Source organism: Akkermansia muciniphila (assembly GCF_900184965.1).
GTDB classification, from domain to species: Bacteria; Verrucomicrobiota; Verrucomicrobiia; order Verrucomicrobiales; family Akkermansiaceae; genus Akkermansia; species Akkermansia muciniphila_A.
This window is the reverse complement of sequence record NZ_FXYA01000214.1, coordinates 22254-46400: the sequence shown is the minus strand read 5'-3', so window position 1 is coordinate 46400 and position 24147 is coordinate 22254. Positions and strand designations below refer to the sequence as shown.

19 protein-coding genes are annotated in these 24147 nt (G+C 57.5%); 6 read left to right on the top strand and 13 right to left on the bottom strand.

Going from position 1 to position 24147, the window contains the following annotated elements; translation table 11 throughout:
- The first annotated feature begins 35 nt into the window (after nt 1–35).
- Nucleotides 36–2018 carry a vWA domain-containing protein gene (locus CI070_RS10090; protein ID WP_094135657.1) on the top strand — a complete coding sequence of 661 codons (1983 nt, stop codon included), beginning with the start codon at nt 36–38 and terminating at the stop codon, nt 2016–2018.
- A complete protein-coding gene (locus CI070_RS10085) occupies nt 2015–4213 on the top strand; it encodes a hypothetical protein (RefSeq protein WP_094135655.1) in 2199 nt (732 codons plus the stop codon). Before CI070_RS10090 ends, CI070_RS10085 begins: the two co-directional genes overlap by 4 nt.
- A 50-nt stretch (nt 4214–4263) precedes the next feature.
- Here CI070_RS10085 and CI070_RS10080 read toward each other — a convergent pair whose 3' ends face one another.
- Nucleotides 4264–5478 (bottom strand): hypothetical protein, encoded by a 1215-nt coding sequence (locus tag CI070_RS10080; RefSeq protein ID WP_143245531.1) that lies wholly within the window; start codon nt 5476–5478, stop codon nt 4264–4266.
- Between the two features lie 187 nt (nt 5479–5665).
- Between CI070_RS10080 and CI070_RS10075 the strand changes: the two genes are divergently transcribed.
- Nucleotides 5666–6022: a hypothetical protein gene (locus CI070_RS10075; protein WP_094135651.1), complete on the top strand. Its 357-nt coding sequence runs from the start codon at nt 5666–5668 to the stop codon at nt 6020–6022.
- Nucleotides 6023–6046: 24 nt separating this feature from the next.
- Here the strand turns inward: CI070_RS10075 and CI070_RS10070 are convergent, their stop codons facing one another.
- The 7 genes from CI070_RS10070 to CI070_RS10035 form a co-directional block, all read right to left on the bottom strand.
- Nucleotides 6047–7027 carry a bile acid:sodium symporter family protein gene (locus CI070_RS10070; RefSeq protein ID WP_094135649.1) on the bottom strand — a complete coding sequence of 327 codons (981 nt, stop codon included), beginning with the start codon at nt 7025–7027 and terminating at the stop codon, nt 6047–6049.
- A 36-nt stretch (nt 7028–7063) separates the two neighbouring features.
- On the bottom strand, nt 7064–8245 hold the full coding sequence (gene tyrS / locus CI070_RS10065) for a tyrosine--tRNA ligase (RefSeq protein ID WP_094135647.1): 1182 nt from the start codon (nt 8243–8245) through the stop codon (nt 7064–7066).
- A gap of 264 nt (nt 8246–8509) precedes the next feature.
- Entirely contained in the window at nt 8510–8734 is a 225-nt protein-coding gene (locus tag CI070_RS10055; protein ID WP_128804681.1) for a hypothetical protein, read from the bottom strand.
- 59 nt (nt 8735–8793) lie between these two features.
- Nucleotides 8794–9159, bottom strand: a complete 366-nt coding sequence (locus CI070_RS10050) for a DMT family protein (protein ID WP_164917489.1) — start codon at nt 9157–9159, stop codon at nt 8794–8796.
- A 15-nt stretch (nt 9160–9174) separates the two neighbouring features.
- Nucleotides 9175–10131, bottom strand: a complete 957-nt coding sequence (locus tag CI070_RS10045) for an ABC transporter permease (RefSeq protein ID WP_094135641.1) — start codon at nt 10129–10131, stop codon at nt 9175–9177.
- Nucleotides 10128–11042, bottom strand: a complete 915-nt coding sequence (locus tag CI070_RS10040) for an ABC transporter permease (RefSeq protein WP_094135640.1) — start codon at nt 11040–11042, stop codon at nt 10128–10130. The genes CI070_RS10045 and CI070_RS10040 overlap by 4 nt, the downstream gene beginning before the upstream one ends.
- A gap of 5 nt (nt 11043–11047) precedes the next feature.
- The gene (locus tag CI070_RS10035; protein ID WP_094135638.1) at nt 11048–12907 is read right to left on the bottom strand and encodes a peptide ABC transporter substrate-binding protein; all 1860 of its coding nucleotides are present in this window, start codon (nt 12905–12907) and stop codon (nt 11048–11050) included.
- Nucleotides 12908–13192: 285 nt separating this feature from the next.
- Here CI070_RS10035 and CI070_RS10030 point away from each other — a divergent pair, with 285 nt between their 5' ends.
- Complete coding sequence (locus CI070_RS10030) at nt 13193–15328, top strand: alpha-L-fucosidase (protein ID WP_094135636.1); 2136 nt, start codon at nt 13193–13195, stop codon at nt 15326–15328.
- Nucleotides 15329–15654: 326 nt separating this feature from the next.
- Here the strand turns inward: CI070_RS10030 and CI070_RS10020 are convergent, their stop codons facing one another.
- A complete protein-coding gene (locus tag CI070_RS10020; protein ID WP_179218314.1) occupies nt 15655–16620 on the bottom strand; it encodes a thioredoxin family protein in 966 nt (321 codons plus the stop codon).
- Between the two features lie 210 nt (nt 16621–16830).
- On the opposite strand from CI070_RS10020, the gene CI070_RS10015 reads away from it, so the two are divergent.
- The gene (locus CI070_RS10015) at nt 16831–18060 is read left to right on the top strand and encodes a saccharopine dehydrogenase family protein (RefSeq protein WP_094135630.1); all 1230 of its coding nucleotides are present in this window, start codon (nt 16831–16833) and stop codon (nt 18058–18060) included.
- 206 nt (nt 18061–18266) lie between these two features.
- A complete protein-coding gene (locus tag CI070_RS10010) occupies nt 18267–19250 on the top strand; it encodes a metallophosphoesterase family protein (protein ID WP_094135628.1) in 984 nt (327 codons plus the stop codon).
- A gap of 126 nt (nt 19251–19376) precedes the next feature.
- Here the strand turns inward: CI070_RS10010 and CI070_RS10005 are convergent, their stop codons facing one another.
- The 4 genes from CI070_RS10005 to ftsA form a co-directional block, all read right to left on the bottom strand.
- Complete coding sequence (locus CI070_RS10005; RefSeq protein WP_094153293.1) at nt 19377–19751, bottom strand: hypothetical protein; 375 nt, start codon at nt 19749–19751, stop codon at nt 19377–19379.
- Nucleotides 19752–20021: 270 nt separating this feature from the next.
- Complete coding sequence (locus tag CI070_RS10000) at nt 20022–21410, bottom strand: DUF6056 family protein (RefSeq protein WP_143245530.1); 1389 nt, start codon at nt 21408–21410, stop codon at nt 20022–20024.
- Nucleotides 21410–22855 carry a cell division protein FtsZ gene (locus CI070_RS09995; protein ID WP_179218312.1) on the bottom strand — a complete coding sequence of 482 codons (1446 nt, stop codon included), beginning with the start codon at nt 22853–22855 and terminating at the stop codon, nt 21410–21412. Before CI070_RS09995 ends, CI070_RS10000 begins: the two co-directional genes overlap by 1 nt.
- 25 nt (nt 22856–22880) lie before the next feature.
- Nucleotides 22881–24092 (bottom strand): cell division protein FtsA, encoded by a 1212-nt coding sequence (ftsA, locus tag CI070_RS09990; protein WP_128154263.1) that lies wholly within the window; start codon nt 24090–24092, stop codon nt 22881–22883.
- Between the last annotated feature and the right edge of the window lie 55 nt (nt 24093–24147).

Below are 24147 nucleotides of genomic sequence, written 5' to 3'. Positions count from 1 at the left end.
GACAGCTCTGACCCTCCAATTATCCCTATCCCGCCATGTCCTTCAACTCTCCCTGGCTGCTGTGGGCTCTCTTTGCAGCCTCCATTCCCATCATCATCCACCTGGTCAACCGGTGGCGGCATCGTTCTATCCCCTGGGCGGCCATGGAATTTCTGCTTCGGGCGGCCAGGGAAACACGCGGAACGAAAAAACTGCTGCACTACCTGATTCTGGCGCTGCGCGTGATGGCCGCAGCTGCACTGGTAACGGCTTTTGCGCGGCCCCTGCTTGGAAGCTTCTTCGGCTGGGGGAGCTCCGGCTTGAACGAAGTCCTGCTGGTTCTGGATCGTTCCGCCTCCATGGATGCCCGTCCGGACAAAACCAGCTCCCTGCGGGATGCCATCCCCCCTCTGGTGGAATCCACTTTCGCGCAGCTCGGCCACTGCCGCCTTTCCCTGCTTGATTCCGCCACCGGAACCGTTACCCAGATTCCCGCTCCGGAAGCCCTGACGGACCTGACTGTAAGCAAGACGACGGATGGCGGCGCAGATATTCCGGCACTTCTGCAAAAAGCCATCCCGTACCTGGAAGAATCCGGCTCCGGAAAGACGGAAATCTGGATTGCCTCGGACATGCAGGCCTCTTCCTGGAAGCCGGACTCCCCACTCTGGCCCGGTGTGCGCCAGAGGCTGGCCGCTCTGCCTCTGCCCCCCTCCGTCCGCATCATGGCCCTCCGCGACAGGCCGGCAAGCAACCGCGGCATCAGAGTCCGTCAGGCTCAGGTGAACAACGGAAAACTGGTGCTGGACCTGGAAGTGCTGCGCCAGGGGTTCAACCCCAACCAGCCGGAGAATGTGCCGGTGCAACTCTCCGTGGACAACTCATCCGCCTCCTCCACGCTGCAACTGGCAGGGGAAAGCGCCTCCATCCGGAAAGAGATTCCCCTGCCGCAGGGCAAGGAATCCGGCTTCGGCTTCGTTGCGCTGCCTCATGACGACTTCACCAGGGATGACATTTCCTTCTTCACCTTCGCCCCCAGGCCTCTCGCCAACATCCTGATTTTCGGCCCTTCGGGAGAAGTGGGGAAAACCCTTTCCCTGATGTCCGCCCCTCCCGGCCTTACCAACAGGAAAGCCACGATGCCCGGCAATACGCGGGAGGCTCAGTCTCATCTGGCCACCCAGTCCATGGTCGTCTGGCATGGGCCGCCTCCGCGCGCGGAAATGGAGAAAAAACTCCAGACCTTCATTGAAGAAGGAGGAATAGTCCTCTTCCTGCCTGACGACACGGAACACGGAACACGGCATTCCTTCCTGGGCGTTTCCTGGGGCGCCACGGAGACGGCTGCGCCCGAACAATACTACCGTCTGGAAACGTGGGACCGGCAAAGGGGATTCCTCCGCGACGGTTCCGATCAAACGCCCATCCCCGCCAACCGGCTCCGCGCCGTGCGCAGGAAGCCCCTGCTGGGCAAATACCGTTCCCTGGCCTCCTGGGATGACGGCTCCTGCGCCCTGGCCCAGGTCAGGGCCGGGACAGGTTCCGCCCTGTTCCTGGGGACGCTGCCCAGATATTCCTGGTCCAACCTGGCGGACGGCCACCTGCTGCTCCCCCTGCTCCAGCGTATGGCGGACCGGGGGGCGGAACGCTTTTCCACCTCCATTTCCCTCCGGGTGAATGACGCCTCCCTGCCGCAATCCGCCACAGACACCCCCGTGCGCCTGGATAATGCCCAGGGGAGCCGCCCCTCCGGCTCTCCGGCCGATACGGCGGGCGTGTACCGCCTGGGAGCGCAGACCTACGCCGTGAACCGCCCCTGGACGGAAGACATGCCTGACCAGATTACGGATGAAAAACTCCGCCTCCTTCTGCCGGAAGCTTCCATCAATTCCATGCAGAGTGCGGCGGGAGCCCCCTCCCTGGTGCAGGAAGCATGGAAGCTCTTCCTGTTCTTCTCCCTCGCCTGCCTGCTGCTGGAAGCCCTCCTGTGCCTGCCCGGGCAGACGTCCAAACGCCCCTCCCCCACCACCCGCCCATGAACCTGAGCCTCCACCCTACCGCATCAAGCGTCATCCTGACCGTCCTGGTTATGGCGGCCGGCATCTGGATAAGCCATATCGCCTGCAAACGCAACCGCCGGCCGCTGACATTCAAACTGGAAATCCTTCGCCTGGCAATCCTTGGCTTCATCTGCTTCCTGCTCTTCCAGCCGGAATGGGTCATCACCTCCGCCCCGCAGGAAAAACCCAAGGTTTCCATTCTGGAGGACCGCTCCGGCTCCATGGAAACGCAGGATGTGGAAATATCCCCCCAGCATGTCGTCACACGCACGGCCTACGTGCAGGAACTGCTCAAGGGCAACAGTACGGAATCCCTTAACGACACGCATGTAGTGGAATACGCTACCTTCAGCGTATCTCCCTCTCCGGACTCCCCGGATTACGCCATGGCCGGTACAGACCTGGCCAAACCGCTGGAGGACGCCATGCAATCCTCCGACAATCTCCGGGCGGTCATCATGTTCACGGACGGCAGCCACAACGCCTCATCCTCCGTGCTGACGCAGGCCCAGCGCATGCGCACCAGGGGCGTCCCCCTGTTCATCATTCCCGCAGGCAGCCCATCCCCCCTGCCGGACCTGGCCCTCCAGGACGTGAAAGCCCCCACCTACGGCATCATCGGGGAAACAGTGCAAATACCCTTCACCATTAAAAGCACGCTGGGCAAGGAAACGCGCGCCACGCTTGCCATGACTTCCAGGGATACAGGAAAAACCGTCACCCGTACGGTCACTATTCCGGCCCAGGGGGAGGTGTCCGACGCCGTTCTGTGGAAAATAGAAAAAGAAGGGGCGGAAACGCTGGAACTCAAACTCCCCGTCCAGCCCCAGGAACGGATGCACAATAATAACGCCTCCTCCTTCAGCATCTCCGGCAGGAGGGAATCCATCAAAGCGCTGGTCATCGACACCCTGCCGCGCTGGGAATACCGCTTCATCCGGAACGCCCTGTACCGGGATCCCGGCGTGGACGTGCATACCCTGCTCTTTCATCCGGGACTGGAAGAAATGGGGGAAGGCCCCGGGTACCTGGTCAAATTCCCGGATAAGATGGAAGACCTGGCCCGGTATGACGTCATCTTCATCGGCGATGTGGGGCTGGGCTCCAAAGGTTTGACGGCAGAACAGGCCTCCCTGCTCAAAGGCATGGTAAAAAACCAGGCCTGCGGCATCGTCTTCCTTCCCGGCTATCAGGGCAGGCAAATGGAACTCCTGAAATCCGAGCTGGGAGACCTGATACCCGTTACATTCCTCAACGCCAAACCGGAGGGGACAACCCAGCCCTCACCCTCCCCTCTCATCCTGACGCCGGAAGGCCGCGGCTCCCTGCTCACCATGCTGGCGGATACGGAGGATGAAAACGAAGAAGTATGGCGCAACCTGCCGGGTTTCAACTGGTACGCCCCCGTGGAACGGCCCAAAGCGGGAAGCACTGTCCTGGCCGTGCATGCGGCGGATAAGAATGCCTATGGCCGCATTCCCCTTATTGTCACCCAGTCTTACGGCCACGGGAAAGTCCTCTTCATGGGCACGGATTCCGCCTGGCGATGGCGGCGCGGGGTGGAGGACAAGTACCATTACCGTTTCTGGAGCCAGGTAGCCCGCTGGATGAGTTACCAGCGCAACATGGCCGCCGGGGAAAGAATACGTCTGATTCCCACCCCGGAACGCCCCCGGCCGGGAGACACGCTGACCGTCACCGCCATGGTTTCCGACAAACTGGGGGCCCCCCTCCAGAATGGAGAGGTTTTCCTGGACATTACGGCTCCGGAAGGGAGCTCCAGCCGCGTGCAAATGGACACGATGGACCATACATGGGGCTCCTTTACCGCCTCCGTCAAAATCAACCGCCCCGGCACCTGGAAACTCACCGCTTCATCTTCTGCGGAACCGGATAAATCCGTTACGCTTTCCGTCATCACCATGAGTGAAACGCTGGAAAAAATCGGCAGCCCCGTCAATACCGCGCTCATGGAGGAAATGGCCTCCATCACACGCGGGCGCATGGTGAAAGCTGAGGAAATACAGCGGCTCATTAAGGAAATCAGGGATCTCCCGGTGCCGCCGCCCATGGAAACGCGCATCCTGCTCTGGTGCAGCCCGTATACGCTCTTCACCCTTCTCCTTCTGCTTACCCTGTTCTGGATAGGGAGAAAACTCAACGGCACCATTTGAACCGCAGGTTTCCCGCATCTGCCCGGCAGTTTTTTTCCCTTCCTTTCCCGTCATTTTTCCGCGGACTTCCCGTCCGCGGCAGCAGAAGCCGGCTGAGAAAATCTCAGCCTCAATCCCATTTTTTTCCAGGCGGCCGCCATTTCCCCCTGTACCTCTTCCGGAGTTTTGCCATCCAGCAAAACAGCACGCGCCTTCCCGCCGCCCTCCGCATCACGGACCTTCAAATAGCTTCTGAGGCGCTCCGCCTTTCCGTTCCCTTCCAGATGGCTCCAGTAAACCATCCATAACAAATCGGCCCAATACTGAAGCTTTCCTTCCCTGGTGGGAACGCCATGCTCCGCGGCGGAATGCGCGGCATCCCTGTCCAGCATGTCCGCCAGGGCCGGCAAAGCCTCTCTGCCCGTGCGGACGGCGCGCGGAACCCTCGTGGCCAGCCTTTCCGGAATCTTCCGGAGTACCAGCGCTTCCTTCTCCATGGGAAGAAAAGCCATGTACGCGGAAAAGCCGTCCACCAGCCAGTGGTCCCAATCCATGGACTGCGCCGCCCAGTGCGTGACGGCAAAGCGCGGATCCAGTTCATCCGGTTTCAGCAGCCTTCCCTTTTTATCGCGCAACAACAGGGCCGTAAAACTGGTAGGGGAAAACTTGAGATGCCCGTTCCGCAAGCCCGGCGCCCCGTTGAAATCCTCTTCCCGGAAACATACCCTCACCAGATACTTGCGGGAAGGCCGGCGGGCCACCGCCAGATTCAACGGAACAGACGCCAGGGCAGACAGAACGGTTTCAAAGCGCCGGGCCAGGGCCATACGCTCCGCTTCCGGCAGCTTTCCGGGAGACTCTATAATGAAATGATCCGTTTCATACACGCTCAATTCCTCCGTCTCCTGTACGGTTTTCACCAGCAGGAAACCGGGAACGGCCACCCTCTCCGGCCAGGGAACATCCCAATTCGGCTCCAGAGGAACGTATCGGCTGCCGGAATCTCCCTGCGCAGGAGGGTTCTCCGCCCCTGCATCCGTATCCGGAAGCGTCCCGTCAGACTTTGCCCATTCCAGAATATATTCCTGATCGGCTCCGGAAAAAATATTCCGGGGAACAACCACCACGCGCCCGTCCTGAAGCTTCAAATCCACCTCCGCATCACGGACGGCCACCAGCACGGCTACGACGGTAGCGCCCCGGTCATTCGTCCAAATACGCGCCCGGGCGCTTCCAGCCAGGCTCAGCCCCGCCAATACGGACAGTATCTTTACAGGTACGGTCATAGGGTTCCCTTTGCCCGCACAAGCTATCACATTGTCCCGCAGACGCAACCCTTTTTCCATCCCCCTCTCTTCCGGAACCTGTTCCTTGAAAAGAATATGGGAAAGGAATCCTCCGCAGCCTGTCCCCCGGAGGGGTTGACACGCTCCGGCAAAACCCATAATCTTAGGGAAGGAAGGAAAAGAAAGCATGCATATCAGTCCCCTCAGAAAAAATATTCCGTTGACTGTCGTCACCCTGGCGGCCCTGGGCATCATGTTTTTCCTGTTCTTCATGCATCCCGCCTCTACGGAAGAATCACTGGAATTCTATGCGCCGGACGGCAACATCGCAGGCTCCTTCCGGGTGGAAATCACGCATGCGCCTTCCAACCCCGCCTATACGGAAGTAACAATCATCCCGGAAGATATGGAATCCTTCCAGCGGTTTTTGACCCAGTTCCGCAATAAACCCGTTACCGCAAAAATTCCTTCCTGCGGCAGCCACATCATTGTTCCGGGCCGGGACATGCAATACGACGGCGTCCTGCGCCTGACCGGACATTGAGAAGGCGGGCAGACAAAGGCCCTCTTAAAGTTGTTCCCCTTTTCCCACATCCTTCGCCCACTTCCGGGCCAAGAAGGAGCAGACCATTAACTGGAGCTGGTGGAACACCATGATGGGAATCACCAGCAGTCCGATGGGGGCTCCGGCAAAAATCACGTTCATCATCGGAATGCCGGTAGCCAGGCTCTTTTTGGAGCCGCAGAAAATAATCGCAATGCGATCCTCGCGGGAAAAATGAAGCCTGCGGGAAAGGAAAGCCGTCAGCCACAGGGCCGCGGCCAGAAGGAGGCCGCAAAAAGCCAGGACCTCCACCAGGGAAAGCCAGGGCAGATTTTTCCATACGCCGTTAATCATCGCATGGCTGAACGCCGTGTAAATAACCAGCCAGATGGTGCTGTGGTCTGTCCAGGAAGTAAGGTTCCGGTGCGCGACCACCCATTTGCCGATCCAGCGCTGGGCGAACTGGCCGGCCACAAAAGGCACCAGAATAATATAGCAGATGTTCAGGAAAGTGGAAAAATCCACGCCTCTTTCCCCTCCGCGGGACCACACCAGCCCCACCAGCAAGGGGGTGAGGAACACCCCCAGCAGGCTGGAAACGGAGGCGGAGCAAATGGCCGCGGCCACATTGCCGCCCGCCATGGAAGTGAACGCTATGCTGGACTGCACGGTGGAAGGCAGCATGCACACGTACAGCATGCCCATGCACAAATCCGGCCCCAGCACACGACTCCACAAGGGCATGCTGACCATGCCCAGCAGGGGGAAAATGACAAAGGTGCTCGCAGCCACCAGCCCCTGAAGGTGCCAGTGCATCAACCCTTCCCATACGGAACGGCGGGAAAGCTTGGCCCCGTACAGGAAAAAAAGCAGAATGATGGCTGCATCGCTCAGGCGGCTGAACACTGTATCCCATACTCCGGAACAGGGAACCAGAATCCCCGCGCCCACACTGACGATGAGGCCGATAGTGAAGCGATCCAATTTGGCAAGGAATCCCGGCATGGAAAAGGGAAAAAGGTAAATGCCGCCTCCGGCGTTCTATTTGAAACGCACAGCATGCTTCTTGCTCAGGCGCAGGACGCTGCCCGGAGCCAGTTCCAAAACGGCGGAGGGATCTGTCATTTTCACATCATTCAACTGGATGGCGCCGGGCGCGAAATGCTCCTTGCGGAGAACACCATTGGATTTTTTCACCTGGAAAACGTTTTCAAACAGGAAGGAGACCAGAGCCAGGGCATTCATGCCGGCAGGCAGGACGGCAATCTCCACTTCCGGCAAATCCGCGGCGGCCAGATCCCTCTTGGAAAAACGGGTTTCCCAGTCAGAACGCGCGGCATCCGCAGCGGCGGAATCATGATAGCGGGCCGTGATTTTCCAGGCCAGGAGCTTTTTGGCTTCCATCGGATGCAATCCCATGTCCCGCTTCTCGCCAAGCAGCACCAGATAATAGCGGTCCATCAGTTCGTCACTGGCGCTCATCATCTTGCCGAACATCATCTCCGGCGCCTCATCCACGCCCACGTAATTCCCGTAGGACTTGGACATCTTCCGCACGCCGTCCAGACCTTCCAGAAGAGGCATCGTCATGGCGATCTGCGGCAGCATGCCTTCCTCCTTCTGAAGGTCGCGGCCCACCAGAATGTTGAAAAGCTGGTCCGTCCCGCCCAATTCCACATCCGCGCGGATTTCCACGGAATCCCAGCCCTGCATAATCGGATACTGCATCTCATGCAGACGTACCTCCCTGCCGCTCTCCACACGGGCCTTGAAATCCTCCCGGGCCAGCATCTGCTGCATGGTCACGCGGGAATTAAGCCTCAGCACTTCCTCATACGTCATCTTGCGGAACCAGTCCCCATTGTACACGATCTCCGTTTTGTCACGGTCCAGAATCTTGAACGCCTGCTTGGTATATGTCTCCGCATTCTCCAGCACCTGTTCACGGGAAAGGGGGGGGCGGGTCACGGAACGTCCGGAGGGGTCGCCGATCGTGGCGGTGAAATCCCCGATGAGCAAAACAGCCTGGTGGCCAAGTTCCTGGAACTGGCGCAATTTCTCAATAGCCACGGTATGGCCCAAATGGATGTCCGGAGCAGTAGGGTCCACGCCCAGCTTCACGCGCAGGGGGCGGCCCAGCTTGAGGCGCTCCTTCAGCTCTTCGCGGCTGATCACGACGGCGGTACCGCCCATCAATATGTCTAATTGCTCATCTATAGTCATTGATCTGGCGCATAGAGTGCCGGGGGCGCCGCGCCTTTTCAAGCCTATATCCTGTGCACGGCTCATCGAACGCGATCAGGGAGTTCCCGCCACCGGTCCCGACAGGAGGAAAAAGGAACGGAAGAACAGGAGCGGATTCCACCCCGGAGAGCGGAATAAACGACACCCCGGTGAAGGATTTTTCCCCGCGCGGCCCTCCCGCCTGTTCCATATCACAAGAATGATACCCGGTCTCCTTCCTGCTGCGAAAGCTCCCCGCAAACTCTACAGAAGCTGGTACAGGCGGGGATAGGAAGCGTGGTTGGCGGTTATGTAATGCGGGCGCGGCTTGGGAACCGGCCTTGTCCGCCCGTGATTCCATCCGTCACGATCATGATGATCATGGCGCGGCGGCCCGGAACGGTAATAATCATGCTCGTGGTGGCGGTGGTGGCAGCCTGCGGCCAGAACGATTGAGGCCGCCGCGGCAAAAACAGGAATTATGTTCATCTTCATCTTTCTTCATGGTAAGACAGCCCGGCGACGGGAATGCGAACGGAAAAAGTCTGTCACCCGAGCAAACGCTCCCTGTTAACGAAGAAAACGGCCCCCAATACACATAAAAACGCCCACAGGTAATCCCACTTCCATTTTTCTCCGATGTAGAACAGGGCGAAAGGAATAAACACGCACAGGGTAATCACCTCCTGCATAATCTTGAGCTGGGCCACGTTAAGCCCGCCCGCACTGCCCAGGCGGTTGGCGGGAATCATGAAGCAATATTCAAAAAACGCCAATCCCCAGCTCATCAAAATAATCATCAGCAGGGGCTTGTCATCCGCCCCGGAACCCTTCTTCAGATGGCCGTACCACGCCCACGTCATAAAAACGTTGGAGACCACCAGCATGGAAATCGTTAACGCAATCTTCATGATTTTTACTTAAAAATATCAATCCCTGGAGGACTTGGGATCCAGGGCGTCCCGCAGTCCGTCCCCCAGGAAATTCAGCGCCAGCAGGGTAACTGAAAACAGGAGCGCCGGGAACAGAAGCAATTCCGGACTAACCTCCATGCGGTCCGCACCTTCCTTAATCAGCGTTCCCCATGAGGAATTGGGAGCCTTCACGCCCAGCCCCAGAAAGGACAGAACGGCTTCCAGCAGCATGATGCCGGGAACGGCCAGCGTCGTGTACACGATGACGGTTCCGAACAAATTCGGAGCAATATGGCGGAACAGAATTTTCATGTGACCAATGCCCAGGGAGCGGGCGGCTTCCACGAACTCCTGCCCTTTCAGCTCCATCGTCTGCGTGCGGACAATGCGCGCCAGCGTCAGCCAGCCCAAAGCGCCGATGGCGATGAACAGGGGAATCAGCCCGGTCATGGGGCTCACCATTTCCACAGACCAGCCCGTCATGCCGGAAACCCACTGCGTCAGCCTCCGGGCCGGCTCCTCCACGGACAGGGAAAAAATAATCACCAGCACAATGAACGGCAGGGCAAAAAGCACATCCACCAGGCGCATCATCAGGGCGTCCAGCCTACCTCCGGCATAACCGGAAACCAGTCCGTACGCCACGCCGATCACCAGGGAAACGCCCGTGGCGACCACGCCCACCAGCAGGGAAATGCGGCCGCCGTACAACACGCGCGCCAGCAGGTCCCGCCCAAGCTGGTCCGTGCCGAACCAATGCCCCCAGGAAGGACTTTCCGCAATCCGGGACAAATCCTGCACATTAGGATGCGGAAGCCACGGCAGCAGGGGCCCCAGAAAACAGGCCGCCGCAATCAGCGCCAGCGCCAGCAGGGAAAACATGGCCGCCCGGTTGCGGGAAAGACGCAGAAAGGCGTCCTTCCACAGGGAGGAACCCTGTTCCTCCGTCCTGTTCCATCCTCTTTTTCTCATGATTCCTTTCTCAATCTCGGGTTGACGGCCATTTGCACCAGGTCCACACCCAGATTGGCCGCGACGATCAGAATACCGTAAAACAAAACAAGGCCCTGGATGAGAAAATAATCCCGGTCCGTTGTCGCGTTCACGAAATGCTGGCCCATGCCGGGAACCTGGAAGCAGGTCTCCACCACAAAGGAACCGGTAATCATGGCGGCAAAAGCAGGCCCCAGATAGGAAAGGGCCGGAATCAGGCCGCCTCGCAAAGCGTGCTTCCAAACCGTACGGAAAGGCCCCGCCCCCTTGGCCCGAGCCGTCCGGATGAAATCCTGCCCCAGCACTTCAAGCATGCCGCCGCGCGTCAGGCGCGCCAGATATGCGGCATTCACCAGACCCAGCGTCAAAGCCGGGAGCACCACGCAACCGGGAGAATCCCATCCGGCTACACTCAAGCCGGGCACATGCATGCCCAGAGCCACGCCCAGCACCGGAGCCACGACAAAGGCGGGAATGCAGATGCCGGCCATGGAAACCAGCATCACCCACCAGTCCATCCACCGGTTCTTGTACAGAGCCGCCACGATTCCGGCGGGAATCCCCGCCAGAATGGAAATAGCCATGCCTATGACGCCAAGCTGGAGGGAAACAGGAAATGACTGGCCGATCATATCCGCCACGCTGACGCCTTCCTTCACCAAAGACGGTCCCAGGTCGCCATGCGCCAGCATGTTCCACCAGTAACGCCCGTATTGAACCAGGGAGGGCTGATCCAGCCCGTAACTGGCCTGAAGCTGCTGGAGGACATGCTCCGGCAGCTTCTTTTCCCCCATGAAGGGGTGCCCCGGCAACAGGCGTATCAGGAAAAACGTCACGGTCTCCAGCACCAGCAGGACCAGAAGCCCCTGCCCCAGGCGTTTCAGAATCATCCTGGTCAAGGCGCGGCCTCCTTCCCATGTTCCCGGTCGGCGTCCAGGCTGATATCCTCAAACAAATGGTTGTCCAGCAGCAGGGGACGCCACCCACGCACCTCCGGCCTCTTCAAATAGGACCGTTTGGCCCAATACAGGGGAATCACCGGGGATTCGGAAAGCATCAGCGCTTCCGCACGGGCCAGCAGGGCCATGCGCTTCTCCTGGTCTCCCGTAGCGCGGCTCTCCGCCAGCAGGCGTTCATACTCCGGATGAAACCAGCCCGTATTATTGTTCCCGGAGGCGGAACCCCACAAATCCAGAAAACTGGAAGGGTCCAGATAATCCCCGGACCATGAGGAGGAACTAAAATCATACTGCATGGAATTCTGCGCGAACTTGTAGGCCGTCCACTCACAGGAACGGATATCCACATGAATCCCCAGATGCTTTTTCCACATGCCCTGGATGGCTTCCGCCATCGTCTTCTGAACTTCGCGGGATGTAGTCATCAGCTCCAGCCGGGGAAACCCCTTCCCGCCGGGAAAACCGGCCTGGGCCAGCAGGGAACGCGCTTTCTCCGGATTGAACTCCACCCCATGCGGCGTCTTGTATCCGGCGCCGTCCGGCGTAAAGCCGAAGCACGGCTGGCCGCCGCCGCACACCACATCCCGCACCAGGGCCTCCCGGTCTACCGCCAGGGAAAGGGCCCGCCTGACCCGGGCGTCATCCAGAGGCGCACGCGACGTATTCAGACGGTAAAAAATAGTCACGTAATAATCATCCTGGCAAAAATCATCCCCTCCGCGCTCCCGGGCGTAAGCCGTCATCTCCGGAGGCACGTTGTTGGTGACATGAAGCTTGCCGTTGAAAAACATGCGGGTTTCCGTAAAGCCGTTCACGGTAGGAAGAAAACGGACTCCATTCAGCCGGACGGCGGAAGCGTTCCGGTATCGGGGATTGCGGCGCACCTCCACATAATCATTGAACCGGTGCTCCGCCATGAGAAAAGGGCCGTTCCCTACGGCCGCTCCGGGCCGCGTCCATCCCCCCGTCCTGTCCAGCATGCCTCCGCGGGCTTCCACGGCATGGCGGGGAACCGGGAACCAGGTGCAGTGAAGCAGCAGCAGGGGAAGCTGGGGCATCGGGGAACGCAGCTCCATCTCCAGGGTATAATCATCCGCGGCGCGCACGCCCACGCGGGCTTCCTCCCATAAATCCGGCTTTCCGGCCCGGACATCCTCCAACATCCGCGCCGCAATCTTCCGCGCTCCTTCCTCCGGCATCCCGGCCGGCCACTCCATCAGGGAAGGAGCATCCCGCAGAGCCTCCAGCTCACCGGCTCCCATGCCGTCCAGCCTCTCCCAATCCACCCCGGCCAACACTTTCTCATCCAACCCCTCTTCCCCGGCCAGCCGGGAACCGGGACCGCACAGCAGCAAGCTGCGCCTGTTCCGGTTATAGGCTTCCGCATTCTTCAGCGGATAAAGCATGTCCGCGTACCTCCCGCCAAACCCCGGATGAAGCAGGCGATGATAGGCATACACGAAATCATGAGCCGTCACAGGAACGCCGTCGCTCCACACGGTTCCCTTCCGCAGGGCAAAACGCCACTTGTCCGCCTCCGGACTGTGCGTCCACGACTCCGCCACAGCGGGATGAAAAACGGAGTCATCCCTGGAATCCCCGCGCAGCAGCCCCTCCATGACGGCATTGATCATCTTGAAATCGGAAACGGAAGTGGCGATGTGAGGGTCAAAACTCTGGGGCTCCGCATTATTGCCCACGATGAGCACCCCAGCCTCCTGCGCCCGTTCCACGCTGGAGCGCGTATCGCATCCGGCGAGCAAAAGCATCACACAGAACATCATGAACAGGCGCATGGCGGGATTCTGTCAGGTTTCCTTCCCATGCGCAAGGCTTCACGTCAAGAAATACGGCGGCAAATCCACAACGGCCGGAGCGCCCGACCAGGAGCGGAAGGTCCCCCGGAACCTTTATCCCGCCCGGCTCTCAGTTCTGCGGCTTAACAATATATTTTCTTTCGTACGATCATCATACACATAAAATTTCACGGAAAGAAAGAAGCCCCTCTTCCTTGTTGGTCTTTTATAAAACGGGGGGGGTTTATCCTGTTCCCCCGGTTATTCCTCCTCTAAATCTTTCCCATGTTTAAATTCAAACACCGAACATCCCGTATCTTGACCGTACTCGTGGGGATAATCTCCATTCAGGCAGGAAATGCCGTCACCGCCTCGTGGCTCAGACCTTATATTAATGGTGAAGAAATAGTCGGAACTACGCTGGAAAGCCGTTACAGCGCGCCTGACGGAGAATCCGCCAATCCCGTAATCCGGTGGGAAAAAGCAGATGTCCGGGACGGAAAAACCGTAGTGGTTCAGCAGGGCCGTGATGCGGAATCCTACACCCTGACGGACAAGGATGCAGGAAAATATTTCCGGATTATTGTGGGCTGCGGAACCAAAGACGCGGCTGCCAGCCAGTGGATCGGCCCGGTCATCACGGAAAAACAGGCGGAAAGCATCAATAACCGTTTCCATCCCGGCAGGAGCTACCGGGAAAATGTGGACGAGCTTCAAAAAGAACTATCTGAAAAACTCCGAAACGCCGTATACTTTACCGTAAATACGGACAAGCTGCATGGAGCTCCCTGCGCGATGGCCGGAAATAAACGAATCCCTCTGCCCGAAGATATCAGACCTTTCCGGGAAAACGGGAAAATCTATATCAGCCAACCCTTTGTACAGGCCGTTTTCAACAGGGAACTGCCCGATGAAATCATGGAAGAAGCTGCCGGACAGAAAGCTTATGAAATAAATAATGTGGCCAGGGTTCTGCAACTCAACCTCTGGCTGGGAGACAAGGTAAAATCTCCCGTACCAAACTTTCGCATGCAGCCCATGGCGGAAGGGCTGGTGATTCTCTCTCCTGAAAAAGACATCTTCTCTCCAGTAGAAGACCGTGACCTGATTAATGAAGCCGTCAACGGACTCTTCGATTTCAAGGCCGATAATAAACAGTTAAAATGGTTTCGGGATGCCAAATTCGGCTTGTTTGTTCACTGGAACCCTTCTTCCCTGCTGGAACGGGAAATAAGCTGGGAACGCAATGCTGCGCGTCCCAAAGACAGCGCCAGCGGCTATAAAAATACTGTAGACTTTGAGTACGACTCCGCCCACCGCCGCTTCACCCCCAAGCAATATGACCCCAGAAAATGGATGTCCGTCGCCAAAAAAAGCGGTATGGAATATGCCGTGCTGACCACCAAGCACCACGACGGCTTCTCTAACTTCCCCTCCGACTACGACACGTTCACCATTGCCGCCACTCCCTACGGCAAAGACATCGTGGAACAATTCGCGGCGGCAGTTCATGCGGCCGGGCTCAGACTGGGATTTTATTATTCTGGACGAGACTGGTACAATCCCTACTACCTGACCGACCAGCACTACCGCTATCTGGAATACTACTTCGGCCAGGTCAGCGAACTGCTCACCCGCTACGGCCAGGTGGATGTGCTCTGGTTCGACAGCCTGGGCAATAGCTCCCTCAACCAGTGGGATCCCCGCACCATGATGCGCCGCATCAAGCAGTACCAGCCGGACATTCTGATCAACAACCGCATGAACAGCACCCGCGGAGGCAATAAGGAACCGCTGCCCGACGACCTGAAAGGGGATTTCCTGACGCCGGAATGCAAGCTAGGCCCCTTCAATACCCAAACGCCCTGGGAAAGCTGCATGACCGTAGCGGATATCCCCGGCACCCGCTGGACGGGCAACTGGTCCTACACATCCAAGGCAATACCCAAGCCCGTCGAAACCTCTATCAGATTCCTGATCAATAACATTGTCAAGGACGGCAACCTGCTTTACAACATCGGCCCCACTCCACTGGGAACATTTGATCCGAAACAGGCTGAGACTTTCCTGTCCATGGGAAAATGGATTGCTCTCTACAGGGAGGCTATTTACAACACCCGCGGAGGCCCCTACAGGGACCAGCCATGGGGAGGCAGCTGCTACAGGGCGGATCACAACGGCAAAAAAACCGTTTATCTTCACGTCAGCCCGCTGATTGCCCGACAAGGAAAAGAGCTAAAGGGAAATACCCCCCTGTTCATCAAAGATATCGGGGAAAAATTCACGAGAGCGACCCTCATTGTGGACGGCATCGGAAACGGAAAAGCCGTCAGGCTTGAAAAGGAAGGAAACCAGTACAAAATCACTTTGCCCGAGGGTGTCACCTGGGACAGGTTGGACACCGTCATCAAACTTCAATAACCCAACAGCATGCTATTCCCGCACTCTCTCCTGGACCGGATTTTTAATGCCGGAGAAGAGTGTTGCCGCCACACGACACTCTTGCTTAGCCCATATACCCGACCTGACGGAAGCGGCAGCGAATCCTGCCTTTCATCACTCCCGCAGCAGGATGCGCCGGCAACACGCGCCGCAGGAAAACAGCGGCCTTCATAAGCCACCATGCCTCCTTTCCGTCATCCCTTTTGAGTAACCGGAGAAACAGAGGGAAAGCAAAAACCCCGCAACGGCAGAAAACCGTTGCGGGGCCGATTCCCAAATCAGGGGAAAGGAAAAAGCAGCTTTAATTATTTGCTCTGCGCTTTTTTGGCGGCGTCAATCTGGGCCTTGATCTTATCCTTGTTGGCAAGAACGCCGGCCTTGATGCGAGGGGCCTGCATCCCGACTTCCGTTCCCGGCTTCAATTCGGCCACCTTATCCAGAATCAAAACGGCGCCGTCCACATCACCGGTGGAATTCAGATAGGTTCCGAACTCCATCATCAGCAACTGCTGCTGTGTTTCCGGCAGAAGCTTGTCACGGTCGGGATACGCCTTAACCACCTGAAGAGCTTCCGCAGGCGTCGTCTTGTCCGTCAGCTTGCCGGCAAGATAATTCTGCACGTCCTTCTGTTCCTTTTTAAGCAGGTCAGCATGGGCGTCTGCGGCTTTCAAGCCGGACTTGTCCTCTTTGTCCAGCTTCTTGATTTCCGCTTTCACGTCACCATAAAAATTGTCCACATATTCCTGAGGAGCCAGCTTGAGCACTTCCATCAGAGCGGCAACCTTCGCTTCATCCGTAGCAGCCTTGGCGACATTCGCTTCCGCGGCGCTCAGCGCTTCCTTGTTCTTCAGGGCATCCTGCATGGCTTTCATCACATCATCCCCGGAACGCCCCCCGACAAATCCCCCAAAAGGCTTGCCGGAAGCGTCCGCAAACACAACGGTCGGGAATCCCCGCACGCCGTACTGCTGGGCAAGTTTTTCATTGGCGGCTTTCATTTCCTTGGACTGTTCCTTGCCGCGCGGATAATCCAGCTCCACCAGAACGAAATTTTTCTGCGCTTCCTTCTGGAAGTCCGGCTTGCTGAATACGTTGGCGCGGAGCTGCATGCAGGGAGGGCACCAGTCGGAACCGGTGAACTCGATCATTAAATCCTTTTTCTGTTCGGCGGCCTGTTTTTTGGCGGCATCCATATCGGTAATCCACCCTTCCGCGGCAAAACAGGGAGCGACGCAGGCGGCAACAACTACTGGCAGAATTTGTCTAATCATATCTACAATTTGATATTGTAAAATCGGACAGCTCGCGTCAATCCCTTGTTCAATAATTTTTGGAAAATTCCAGACGGAAAGCATTTCCCGGGGAAAAATGCTTTCCGGAAACCAAAGTCACAGCCGGGCCGAACCGAAGGGAAAAGGGTATTGTCGCACAAAATCAGGGGTTGCCTTTCAGCCTGTTTTCACTTATGTACTGAACCTATCATGAATACGGTTTTAATCATTGGAGCAGGCGGCGTTGGACATGTAGTAGCCAATAAATGCGCCCAGCTGCCGGACATTTTTCAAAGCATTCATCTGGCCTCCCGCACGAAAAGCAAATGCGATGCCGTTGCGGAGGACGTACGCTCCAGAACGGGCGTCAGCATCACTACCCATTCCGTAGATGCGGACGACGTGCCCGCCACCGTGGCCCTCATCCGGGAAATCAAGCCGCAGCTGCTGATCAACGTGGCCCTGCCCTACCAGGACCTCACCCTGATGGAAGCCTGCCTGGAAACCGGAGTCAACTACCTGGATACCGCCAACTATGAACCCCGTGACGTAGCCAAATTCGAATACTCCTGGCAATGGGCGTACCAGGAGCAATTCCGCAACGCCGGGCTTTTCGCCCTGCTGGGTTCCGGCTTTGACCCCGGCGTCACCAATGTCTTTACGGCATGGGCCCTCAAGCATCACTTTGACGAAATCCATACGCTGGACATCATTGACGTCAATGGCGGCAATCATGGCAAGGCTTTCGCCACCAACTTCAACCCGGAAATCAACATCCGGGAAGTAACGGCGCCCTGCCGCCACTGGGAAGACGGAGCCTTCCGGGAAACCGCCCCCATGAGCATGCACCGGAGTTTCGCCTGTCCGCAGGAAGTGGGCACCTATGAAATCTACCGCATGTACCATGAAGAAATGGAAAGCCTGGTCAAGCACATCCCCACCATCCGCCGGGCTCAATTCTGGATGTCCTTCTCACCGAACTACCTCAAGCACCTGGAAGTGCTTCAGAACGTGGGCATGACCCGCATTGACCCGGTCATGTACAACGGAGTTGAAATCATCCCGCTGCAATTCCTCAAGGCCGTACTGCCGGACCCCGGGGACCTGGGCAAGACGACCAGGGGAAAAACCTGCATCGGCAACGTCATCACCGGAATCAAGGACGGCCAATTCAAGGCTGTGTACATTTACAACATTTGCGACCATGAACAATGTTTTGAAGAAGTAGGTTCCCAGGCCATTTCCTATACCACCGGGGTTCCGGCCATGATCGGCGCGGAAATGATCCTTACGGGCAAATGGACTGGCGCGGGAGTCTTCAATATGGAACAAAATGATCCGGACCCCTTCATGGACGAACTTAACAAGCGCGGCCTCCCCTGGCACTGCGTTGAGCTCACGGAAGAACAGGCCAAAATACTGAAGGTCAACCAGCAATAAATTTCAGCCAGCGTTATAGGCATCATCAAAGCCGGACATTGAATTTCCAATGTCCGGCTTTTCCGTTTTCAGCGGGGAACAGAATTCCCCAGGACAGCACGTCAACGCCTGCCTCCGGGCAAAAGAAAAAGCCCCGGACGGCATCTTTCCGCCTTAGTCATAATTTTCTGGCGGGAAGAGCAGGCAGGTTGTAAAAATCCAGTGCCATGAAATATCTTGCGTTATTTCTCATGTTCCTGCTTCAGCCGGCACTGGCGGAAGATACAGCCCCATGGAAAATCGCGATCATCGGCGATACGCACGACTCCCCCAAGCGCATGGAAGGAAGCGAGGGAGTAGCAGTCAACTTCATCAAAACCCTCTATGGGGAAATCCTGAAACACAACGTGGACATGGTCGTCCAGGTAGGGGACATGGCGGATATTGAAGGAAGCGCCCCCGTCAAGGGTCTGTCCAAACGCAAGGAACTCAACAACATTCTGAGGGAAAAAGGCATCCCCTTTTACGCCGTGCGCGGCAATCATGACTCCCTTCCTTTCCGGGCGGAACAATTCCGGGAACTCTTCCTGCCTACGCGGAGGCAGGGCGTCCAAGGGCTGGCCACCAGAAAACTGAACTACGGCATCCGCCATAAAAACGCTTCCCTGTATTTCATGGATATTGACCTTACTCCTGACCAGCTCGTGGACTTCAGCGCATGGGTCAAACGCAACAGAAGCAAGGCCAACACCGTTCCGCGGCACTGCCTGGTTTTCACCCACCGCACCCTGCAGACGCCCATGCAATTCCGGGAATGCCTGTGGGGCCGTTACAATGACAGCGCGGCGGAACAGCAAAATATCTTTTACTGCAATCTCCGGGATGCCGGAGTGCGCTTCGTCGTCACCGGGCACCTGCACGCCCATGACCTGTATATAATTACCTCCCCAGACGGAAAAAACACCCTTACCTCCCTGATCTGCGCCCCCGCGGGAAACAAGGTGCTCCCCATTCCCTTTTTGCCTCCGGCAAAATCCCGAGTAAAAACCCTGCAATACCGCTCCGGCATTACGGCCTACTATATCCTGACCATTTACCCGGATTCCATGACCCTGGACACCTACGCCGCCCCCAACAACGGCATTACCGACGAAGGCCCCCAAAGCGGAGAGTTCCACAAATTGAACTCCTACGCAATTCCCATGGATTAGAACATACAGCTTCCCCTGTTTCTTCCATAACGCGGCATCCCGGAATCTGCCTGTTCCCGTCTGCCATGCCCCCCTGGCGTCCCTGGCGAAACAATGAAATTTCCGGGAAGTTCCCAATCCTCCATGTTATTTCATATGCCCGGAGCCACGGGACTTGATCTTTCTATCGTGCTGGCGCCCCCGGCCGCCCTTATATAAAAACTCCGTTTTTCCATCGCGGCCTACAGTCCGGTCAATCAGGTCTCCGATTTCCTGATCAGCGTACCCGGCCTTTTTAAGATATTTGACCACTTCACCAGCCTGCCTTGGAGAAAAACGAACCAGCATCTCCACAAGCGCAGGCTCCAATCTCTTTTCCAAATAATACTTACCATTGTCATTGCTGTCTTCATTACGGTATCCCGATCCACACAGCAGCCGAATTTGGAAATCGTCACGAGATGGCATCGCTGCGGCCCCCAGATGTCCTGCCTGTAAAATGCCGAAAAACTGAAATGGCACCGAACTTCCATGATTTCGCGGCCGTCAAGACGTTCCGTTCCCTCTCCCCCTTCTCCATCATGGATGCGCCATAAACATATCCAGTCCCACGACTGAGGAAAACGGGCATGTTCCACGTCTGCGACAACAACCGCACAGGAAAACCATGCAACCTATTAAAAGGATTTTTTATATTGTTAACAACAGTCATCATCAGACGCAGATGATATCCCATTGCCATTTCCCATTATTTCATAGCAAAAAGCTCTAACATCCCGCAGCCTTTGCCTGCTACAAGATTCTGATGCTCTTCACGCCATAATACATTGCCGCGCCCCTGTTGACGTAGTCTTCCGGGTTTTGAGACAGGTCCACCCAGAAAATGAAAGAGCACCACGGGGAGGGAGGAGAGAGGGGAGGAACAATGATTTCCTGCATGCCGGCCATTTTCTGCTCCAGAATCAGGCGGACGCGCTTTTCATGCTGCCGGAACAAAAGCAGATGATCATGAAGAGTTGAAAAAACGCATATTCCGGACAACGCCAGAAAAACGGCCACAGTTATCTGCGGCCGGGGCACGGCATTGGGAATGCCGTACCACATACGAAGAAGGACCAGCACGCCAATGCCGAACAGCAAGGTGGCGGAGAACATGGCATGATCCGCCGGAATGACGGCGGCGGCGAAAGAAAGAGCCATGGCATAAGACGCCAGAATATATGCCGCCGCTATTCCAAGGGAAATTTTCCATGTCTGGAAAGAGTTCCGGTCTCTGCGGAAATTTTTCCAGAGAACCCAGGCAGCCGCCACACCCAGCACTGCCGGAAGAGCCAGGTATTCATGCATCCGGAGCAGGAGCGAAGGCAGAGCTTCCCATCTGCTCCAAAAACCGGAAAGGGGCTCCGCGCAGCCAGGAGTGGCGGAATGCATCCGCGCGGAAATGCCGGGCGCAAGCAGCATGCACAGGGAACCTGCCACCTGAGACGCAAGGCCCGCATAAAACCACAGGGGAAGTTTTTCTTTCCGCACCAGGCGGACAAAGACGAACAAGGCTCCCAGCAACAGCCAGGTTCCCGGAATATTGTTTTCATTGGTCATGCCCGCCGGAAATCCCAGAACAGCCGCAGCGGCAAACTTTCCCCAGCCATTGTTCTTTCCGGCATCCCCTTTTCTCCCGGATTCCGCGTCTTCCAGCAAACCGCGGTACAGACACAGAAAGCCCAGCCAGACGGCGGCGCCCCAGGAATAGTTGGTGGCGCCGGAGAGCCAGTAAATCGTGACGCCGGGCCGGGCCGTGCACGTGAACAGCAGGAGAAGCCCCAATCCGAACAGCCGCACGTCCGGCCAGGAACGGGGATCCACCCTGCGCCCGGAAGCCAGATAAAACATCATCAGCGCAAGGCCGACCTGCACAAAGGGGTTGATCAGCATGAAGAGCCATTTCCCCGCCGTCGCTACGGCAAAGGCCAGGTATTCCCCGATTCTGGGATTCCAGGTCATGTAGGAGGCTACGCAGCGTTCCCAAACCATGCTGGAAGAGAAGCAGTGCTCCATGCCCGTCAGGGCATGATGATACGTGTCAGAAGTGAGAGGACTCCACCAGCTGAGCAGCACCGTATATAATAAGGCGGCTGCGGTCAGCGCCCAAAACCACACCCTGGACGTGCGGGGGGACATCATCAGCTCGGATCCGGTTTCCTTTTCCGCAGAGCGGGAGGCAGATCCAGGTCTTCCCCGTCCAGAATGAGAGGACGCACACGGGCAAAAAGGCCGTGGCCCGCACGCTCTTCTTCCCCTTCCTCCGGAGGCAAGCCCTCTTCCAGTTCCTTAATATCAGGCATCATGTCTGATTCCAACTCCGCCTCCATTTCAGAACTTTGCGCAACAGGCGCGGATTCCAGAAGCGTTTCCTGCGCATCCGGCATATCGGAGACAGGCCTTACAGGCACCAGTTCCTCTTCCAATTCACGTTCATCCCTCCTGGGGACGGGGACGGAAAGGTCCGGCTCCGGATGCCGTTCCGGTTCGTCAACCGGGGCAGGAGGCGCGGGCTGAATAATAGTTTTTCCCTCTCCGAGGAAAGATTTTTCCTCCGGCACAAGCACTGTCTGCGGCTCCGCCTCCCGCTGAAACGCAACAGACGGGGAAACAGACGGCTCTACCACAGGCACGACGCCCAGCACGGTCAGGGACAGGCGGTCTTCCGGCTGCTGCGCCACGGAAGCGCCGATGTGGAGGCGCACTCCCCTTCCCAGGATTTCCGCCACACCGTCCACCAGGTCTTCCAGACGCTGCAGCGTCAGGGCCCCCCCGCCGCGCACCAGAACCAGGACATCGTCCACTTCTCCCAAACGTTTTTCCAGAAAAAGCGGTGAATGACGGACCTGGTCCAATATATCCGCCACGGACGCATCCGCAGACGCTTCACCCACGCCAAAAGAGCAAATCCCTTTTCCCGTTCCGGCTACGCTGAGCAGGTCGTCCAGCCCCACCCGAAGCAGGGTTCCGGAAGAATTCAACAGAGACGGCACAATAAGCACGGCGCGGGCAATAAGGGCATTAACCACGGAAAAGGCTTCCAGCACCCCCTTGTCAGGGTCTATGAGGCTTTCCATGGCGTCATTATCAAACCGCAGCACCATGTCGGAATACAGGGCAAGCCGGGCCAAAGCTTCATCCGCCTGGGCAGCGCGCCGTTCCCCTTCAAACCTGAAGGGACGGATGACAACGCTGACGACATAAGCCCCCTGTTCTTTGGCCAGGCGGGCCGCTTCCGGAGCTACGCCGGACCCCGTTCCCCCTCCCAGCCCGGCGACAAGAACAGTCAACGCGCTGCCTTCCAAAGCACGGAGAATGGAAGATTCGCTTTCACAGGCTGCCTGGGTTCCTACGGAGGCGTCTCCGCCGGAACCGAGCCCCCTGGTAAGCCTGGCGCCCAAATGGACCTTGCACGGAACGGCTGAGGCGTTCAATAGCCGGGCATCAAGATTCATGGCGCAAACGGAAACTGGCTGGGGAGCCAGCAGCAGCACTTCCTCCATTACCTTGGTTCCCGCGGCCCCAATGCCGCACAGGCAGATTTTTCCGGGCAGGCCGGACGGCCCCTGGGGAGAAATTTCCAGCATGGTTGTTAATTTGGATAAAGGTTGATCAGGAGTTCTTCTTTCCGAAGAAGCCCAGCATCCGTCCCAGCCAGCTGCGCTGCTGCGGCAGCTCGGCATCCAGAATCTGGGCATACCGTATCAGGCCTATGGCCGTGCAGTAGCGCGGATCATCCAGGTAGGAAGGCGCTCCGTTTTTAACCAGCGTAGGCCGGCTGATGGCCACGCCGAACACGTGGGAGGCCAGTTCCCCCACGCCGCGCATCAGGCTGGCGCCCCCGCACAGGTAAACGCCGTGGCAGCGGTTGCCCTTGAAGGTGTCCTTGGGCAGGGAGGATTTGACCAGATTGAAAATTTCCAGCAGTCGGGAACGGATGATTTCATTCAGCACGTTGCGTTCGATGGCGGCATCCTTCATATGCCCGTCTCCACGCACGCGCACCATCTCGTTGGTTTTCCCGGAAAAGCTGTTGGCGTCCCCTTCCGTCTTCTTGAGCAGTTCCGCCTGGGCCAGAGGGATGCCGGTCATCAGCGTGATGTCGTTGGAAATGTGGTCTCCGCCCAGCGGCACGCATCCGGAGGCCACAAGCTGGCCGTCCAGGTAAAGCACATAGTCCGTCGTGCCCGCACCCATGTCAATAAGCAGGGCGCCTGCCTGCTTGACCTGCCTGTTAAGCACAAACTGGGCCGTGGCAATGGGGGCGAAAACCACATCCGCAATATCCAGCGGGACTTCCCGCACGCAACGGAAAGAGTTGGTAATGCGGGATTTGATTCCGTGGATGATATGGCAGTCAATGTCCAGGGTTCTTCCTGTCAAGCCGGCGGGATTGGTCAGGTTTTCCTGCCCGTCCACGGAAAAGAGACCGGGCACTCGGTGCAGAACGAATTGTTCCGGCCCCAGGGCGACGTCCCGGGCGATTTCCGTCACCTCGTCCATATGCTCCTGGGAAATAATGCTTTCATCCGGGGGAAGACGGAACGTTCCCCGGTTGTTCTGCCCCACAATATGAGCCCCCGTCACGGACAGATAGACGGTCATGATATCCACGTCCGCATGGTCCTGGGCCATATTCCAGGCATCGTAAATGCACTGGATGACCTTGGAAGTGTCTTCAATCTCTCCGCGAACCACGCCCTCGCTAGGAACCTCACCCACGCCGATGATTGTCACGGTCGCATCGGGCTTCACTTCGCCCACGACCATGCAAGTCTTGCTTGTCCCTATCTCAAGCCCTACGTGAATTTTTGTCTTAGCCATGAAAATCAAGGAACTATCAACGTCCTCGCACCTGATAGCACATTACTTTCCATTA

Coding starts and splice junctions, on each gene's coding strand:
- CI070_RS10055 (WP_128804681.1), bottom strand. CDS start 8,734: ATGAACATAATTCCTGTTTTTGCCGCGGCGGCCTCAATCGTTCTGGCC.
- CI070_RS10000 (WP_143245530.1), bottom strand. CDS start 21,410: ATGATGTCCCCCCGCACGTCCAGGGTGTGGTTTTGGGCGCTGACCGCA.
- CI070_RS10010 (WP_094135628.1), top strand. CDS start 18,267: ATGAAATATCTTGCGTTATTTCTCATGTTCCTGCTTCAGCCGGCACTG.
- CI070_RS10090 (WP_094135657.1), top strand. CDS start 36: ATGTCCTTCAACTCTCCCTGGCTGCTGTGGGCTCTCTTTGCAGCCTCC.
- CI070_RS10015 (WP_094135630.1), top strand. CDS start 16,831: ATGAATACGGTTTTAATCATTGGAGCAGGCGGCGTTGGACATGTAGTA.
- CI070_RS10035 (WP_094135638.1), bottom strand. CDS start 12,907: ATGCGCCTGTTCATGATGTTCTGTGTGATGCTTTTGCTCGCCGGATGC.
- CI070_RS10080 (WP_143245531.1), bottom strand. CDS start 5,478: ATGACCGTACCTGTAAAGATACTGTCCGTATTGGCGGGGCTGAGCCTG.
- CI070_RS10040 (WP_094135640.1), bottom strand. CDS start 11,042: ATGATTCTGAAACGCCTGGGGCAGGGGCTTCTGGTCCTGCTGGTGCTG.
- CI070_RS10070 (WP_094135649.1), bottom strand. CDS start 7,027: ATGCCGGGATTCCTTGCCAAATTGGATCGCTTCACTATCGGCCTCATC.
- ftsA (WP_128154263.1), bottom strand. CDS start 24,092: ATGGCTAAGACAAAAATTCACGTAGGGCTTGAGATAGGGACAAGCAAG.
- CI070_RS10075 (WP_094135651.1), top strand. CDS start 5,666: ATGCATATCAGTCCCCTCAGAAAAAATATTCCGTTGACTGTCGTCACC.
- tyrS (WP_094135647.1), bottom strand. CDS start 8,245: ATGACTATAGATGAGCAATTAGACATATTGATGGGCGGTACCGCCGTC.
- CI070_RS09995 (WP_179218312.1), bottom strand. CDS start 22,855: ATGCTGGAAATTTCTCCCCAGGGGCCGTCCGGCCTGCCCGGAAAAATC.
- CI070_RS10020 (WP_179218314.1), bottom strand. CDS start 16,620: ATGATTAGACAAATTCTGCCAGTAGTTGTTGCCGCCTGCGTCGCTCCC.
- CI070_RS10030 (WP_094135636.1), top strand. CDS start 13,193: ATGTTTAAATTCAAACACCGAACATCCCGTATCTTGACCGTACTCGTG.
- CI070_RS10085 (WP_094135655.1), top strand. CDS start 2,015: ATGAACCTGAGCCTCCACCCTACCGCATCAAGCGTCATCCTGACCGTC.
- CI070_RS10045 (WP_094135641.1), bottom strand. CDS start 10,131: ATGAGAAAAAGAGGATGGAACAGGACGGAGGAACAGGGTTCCTCCCTG.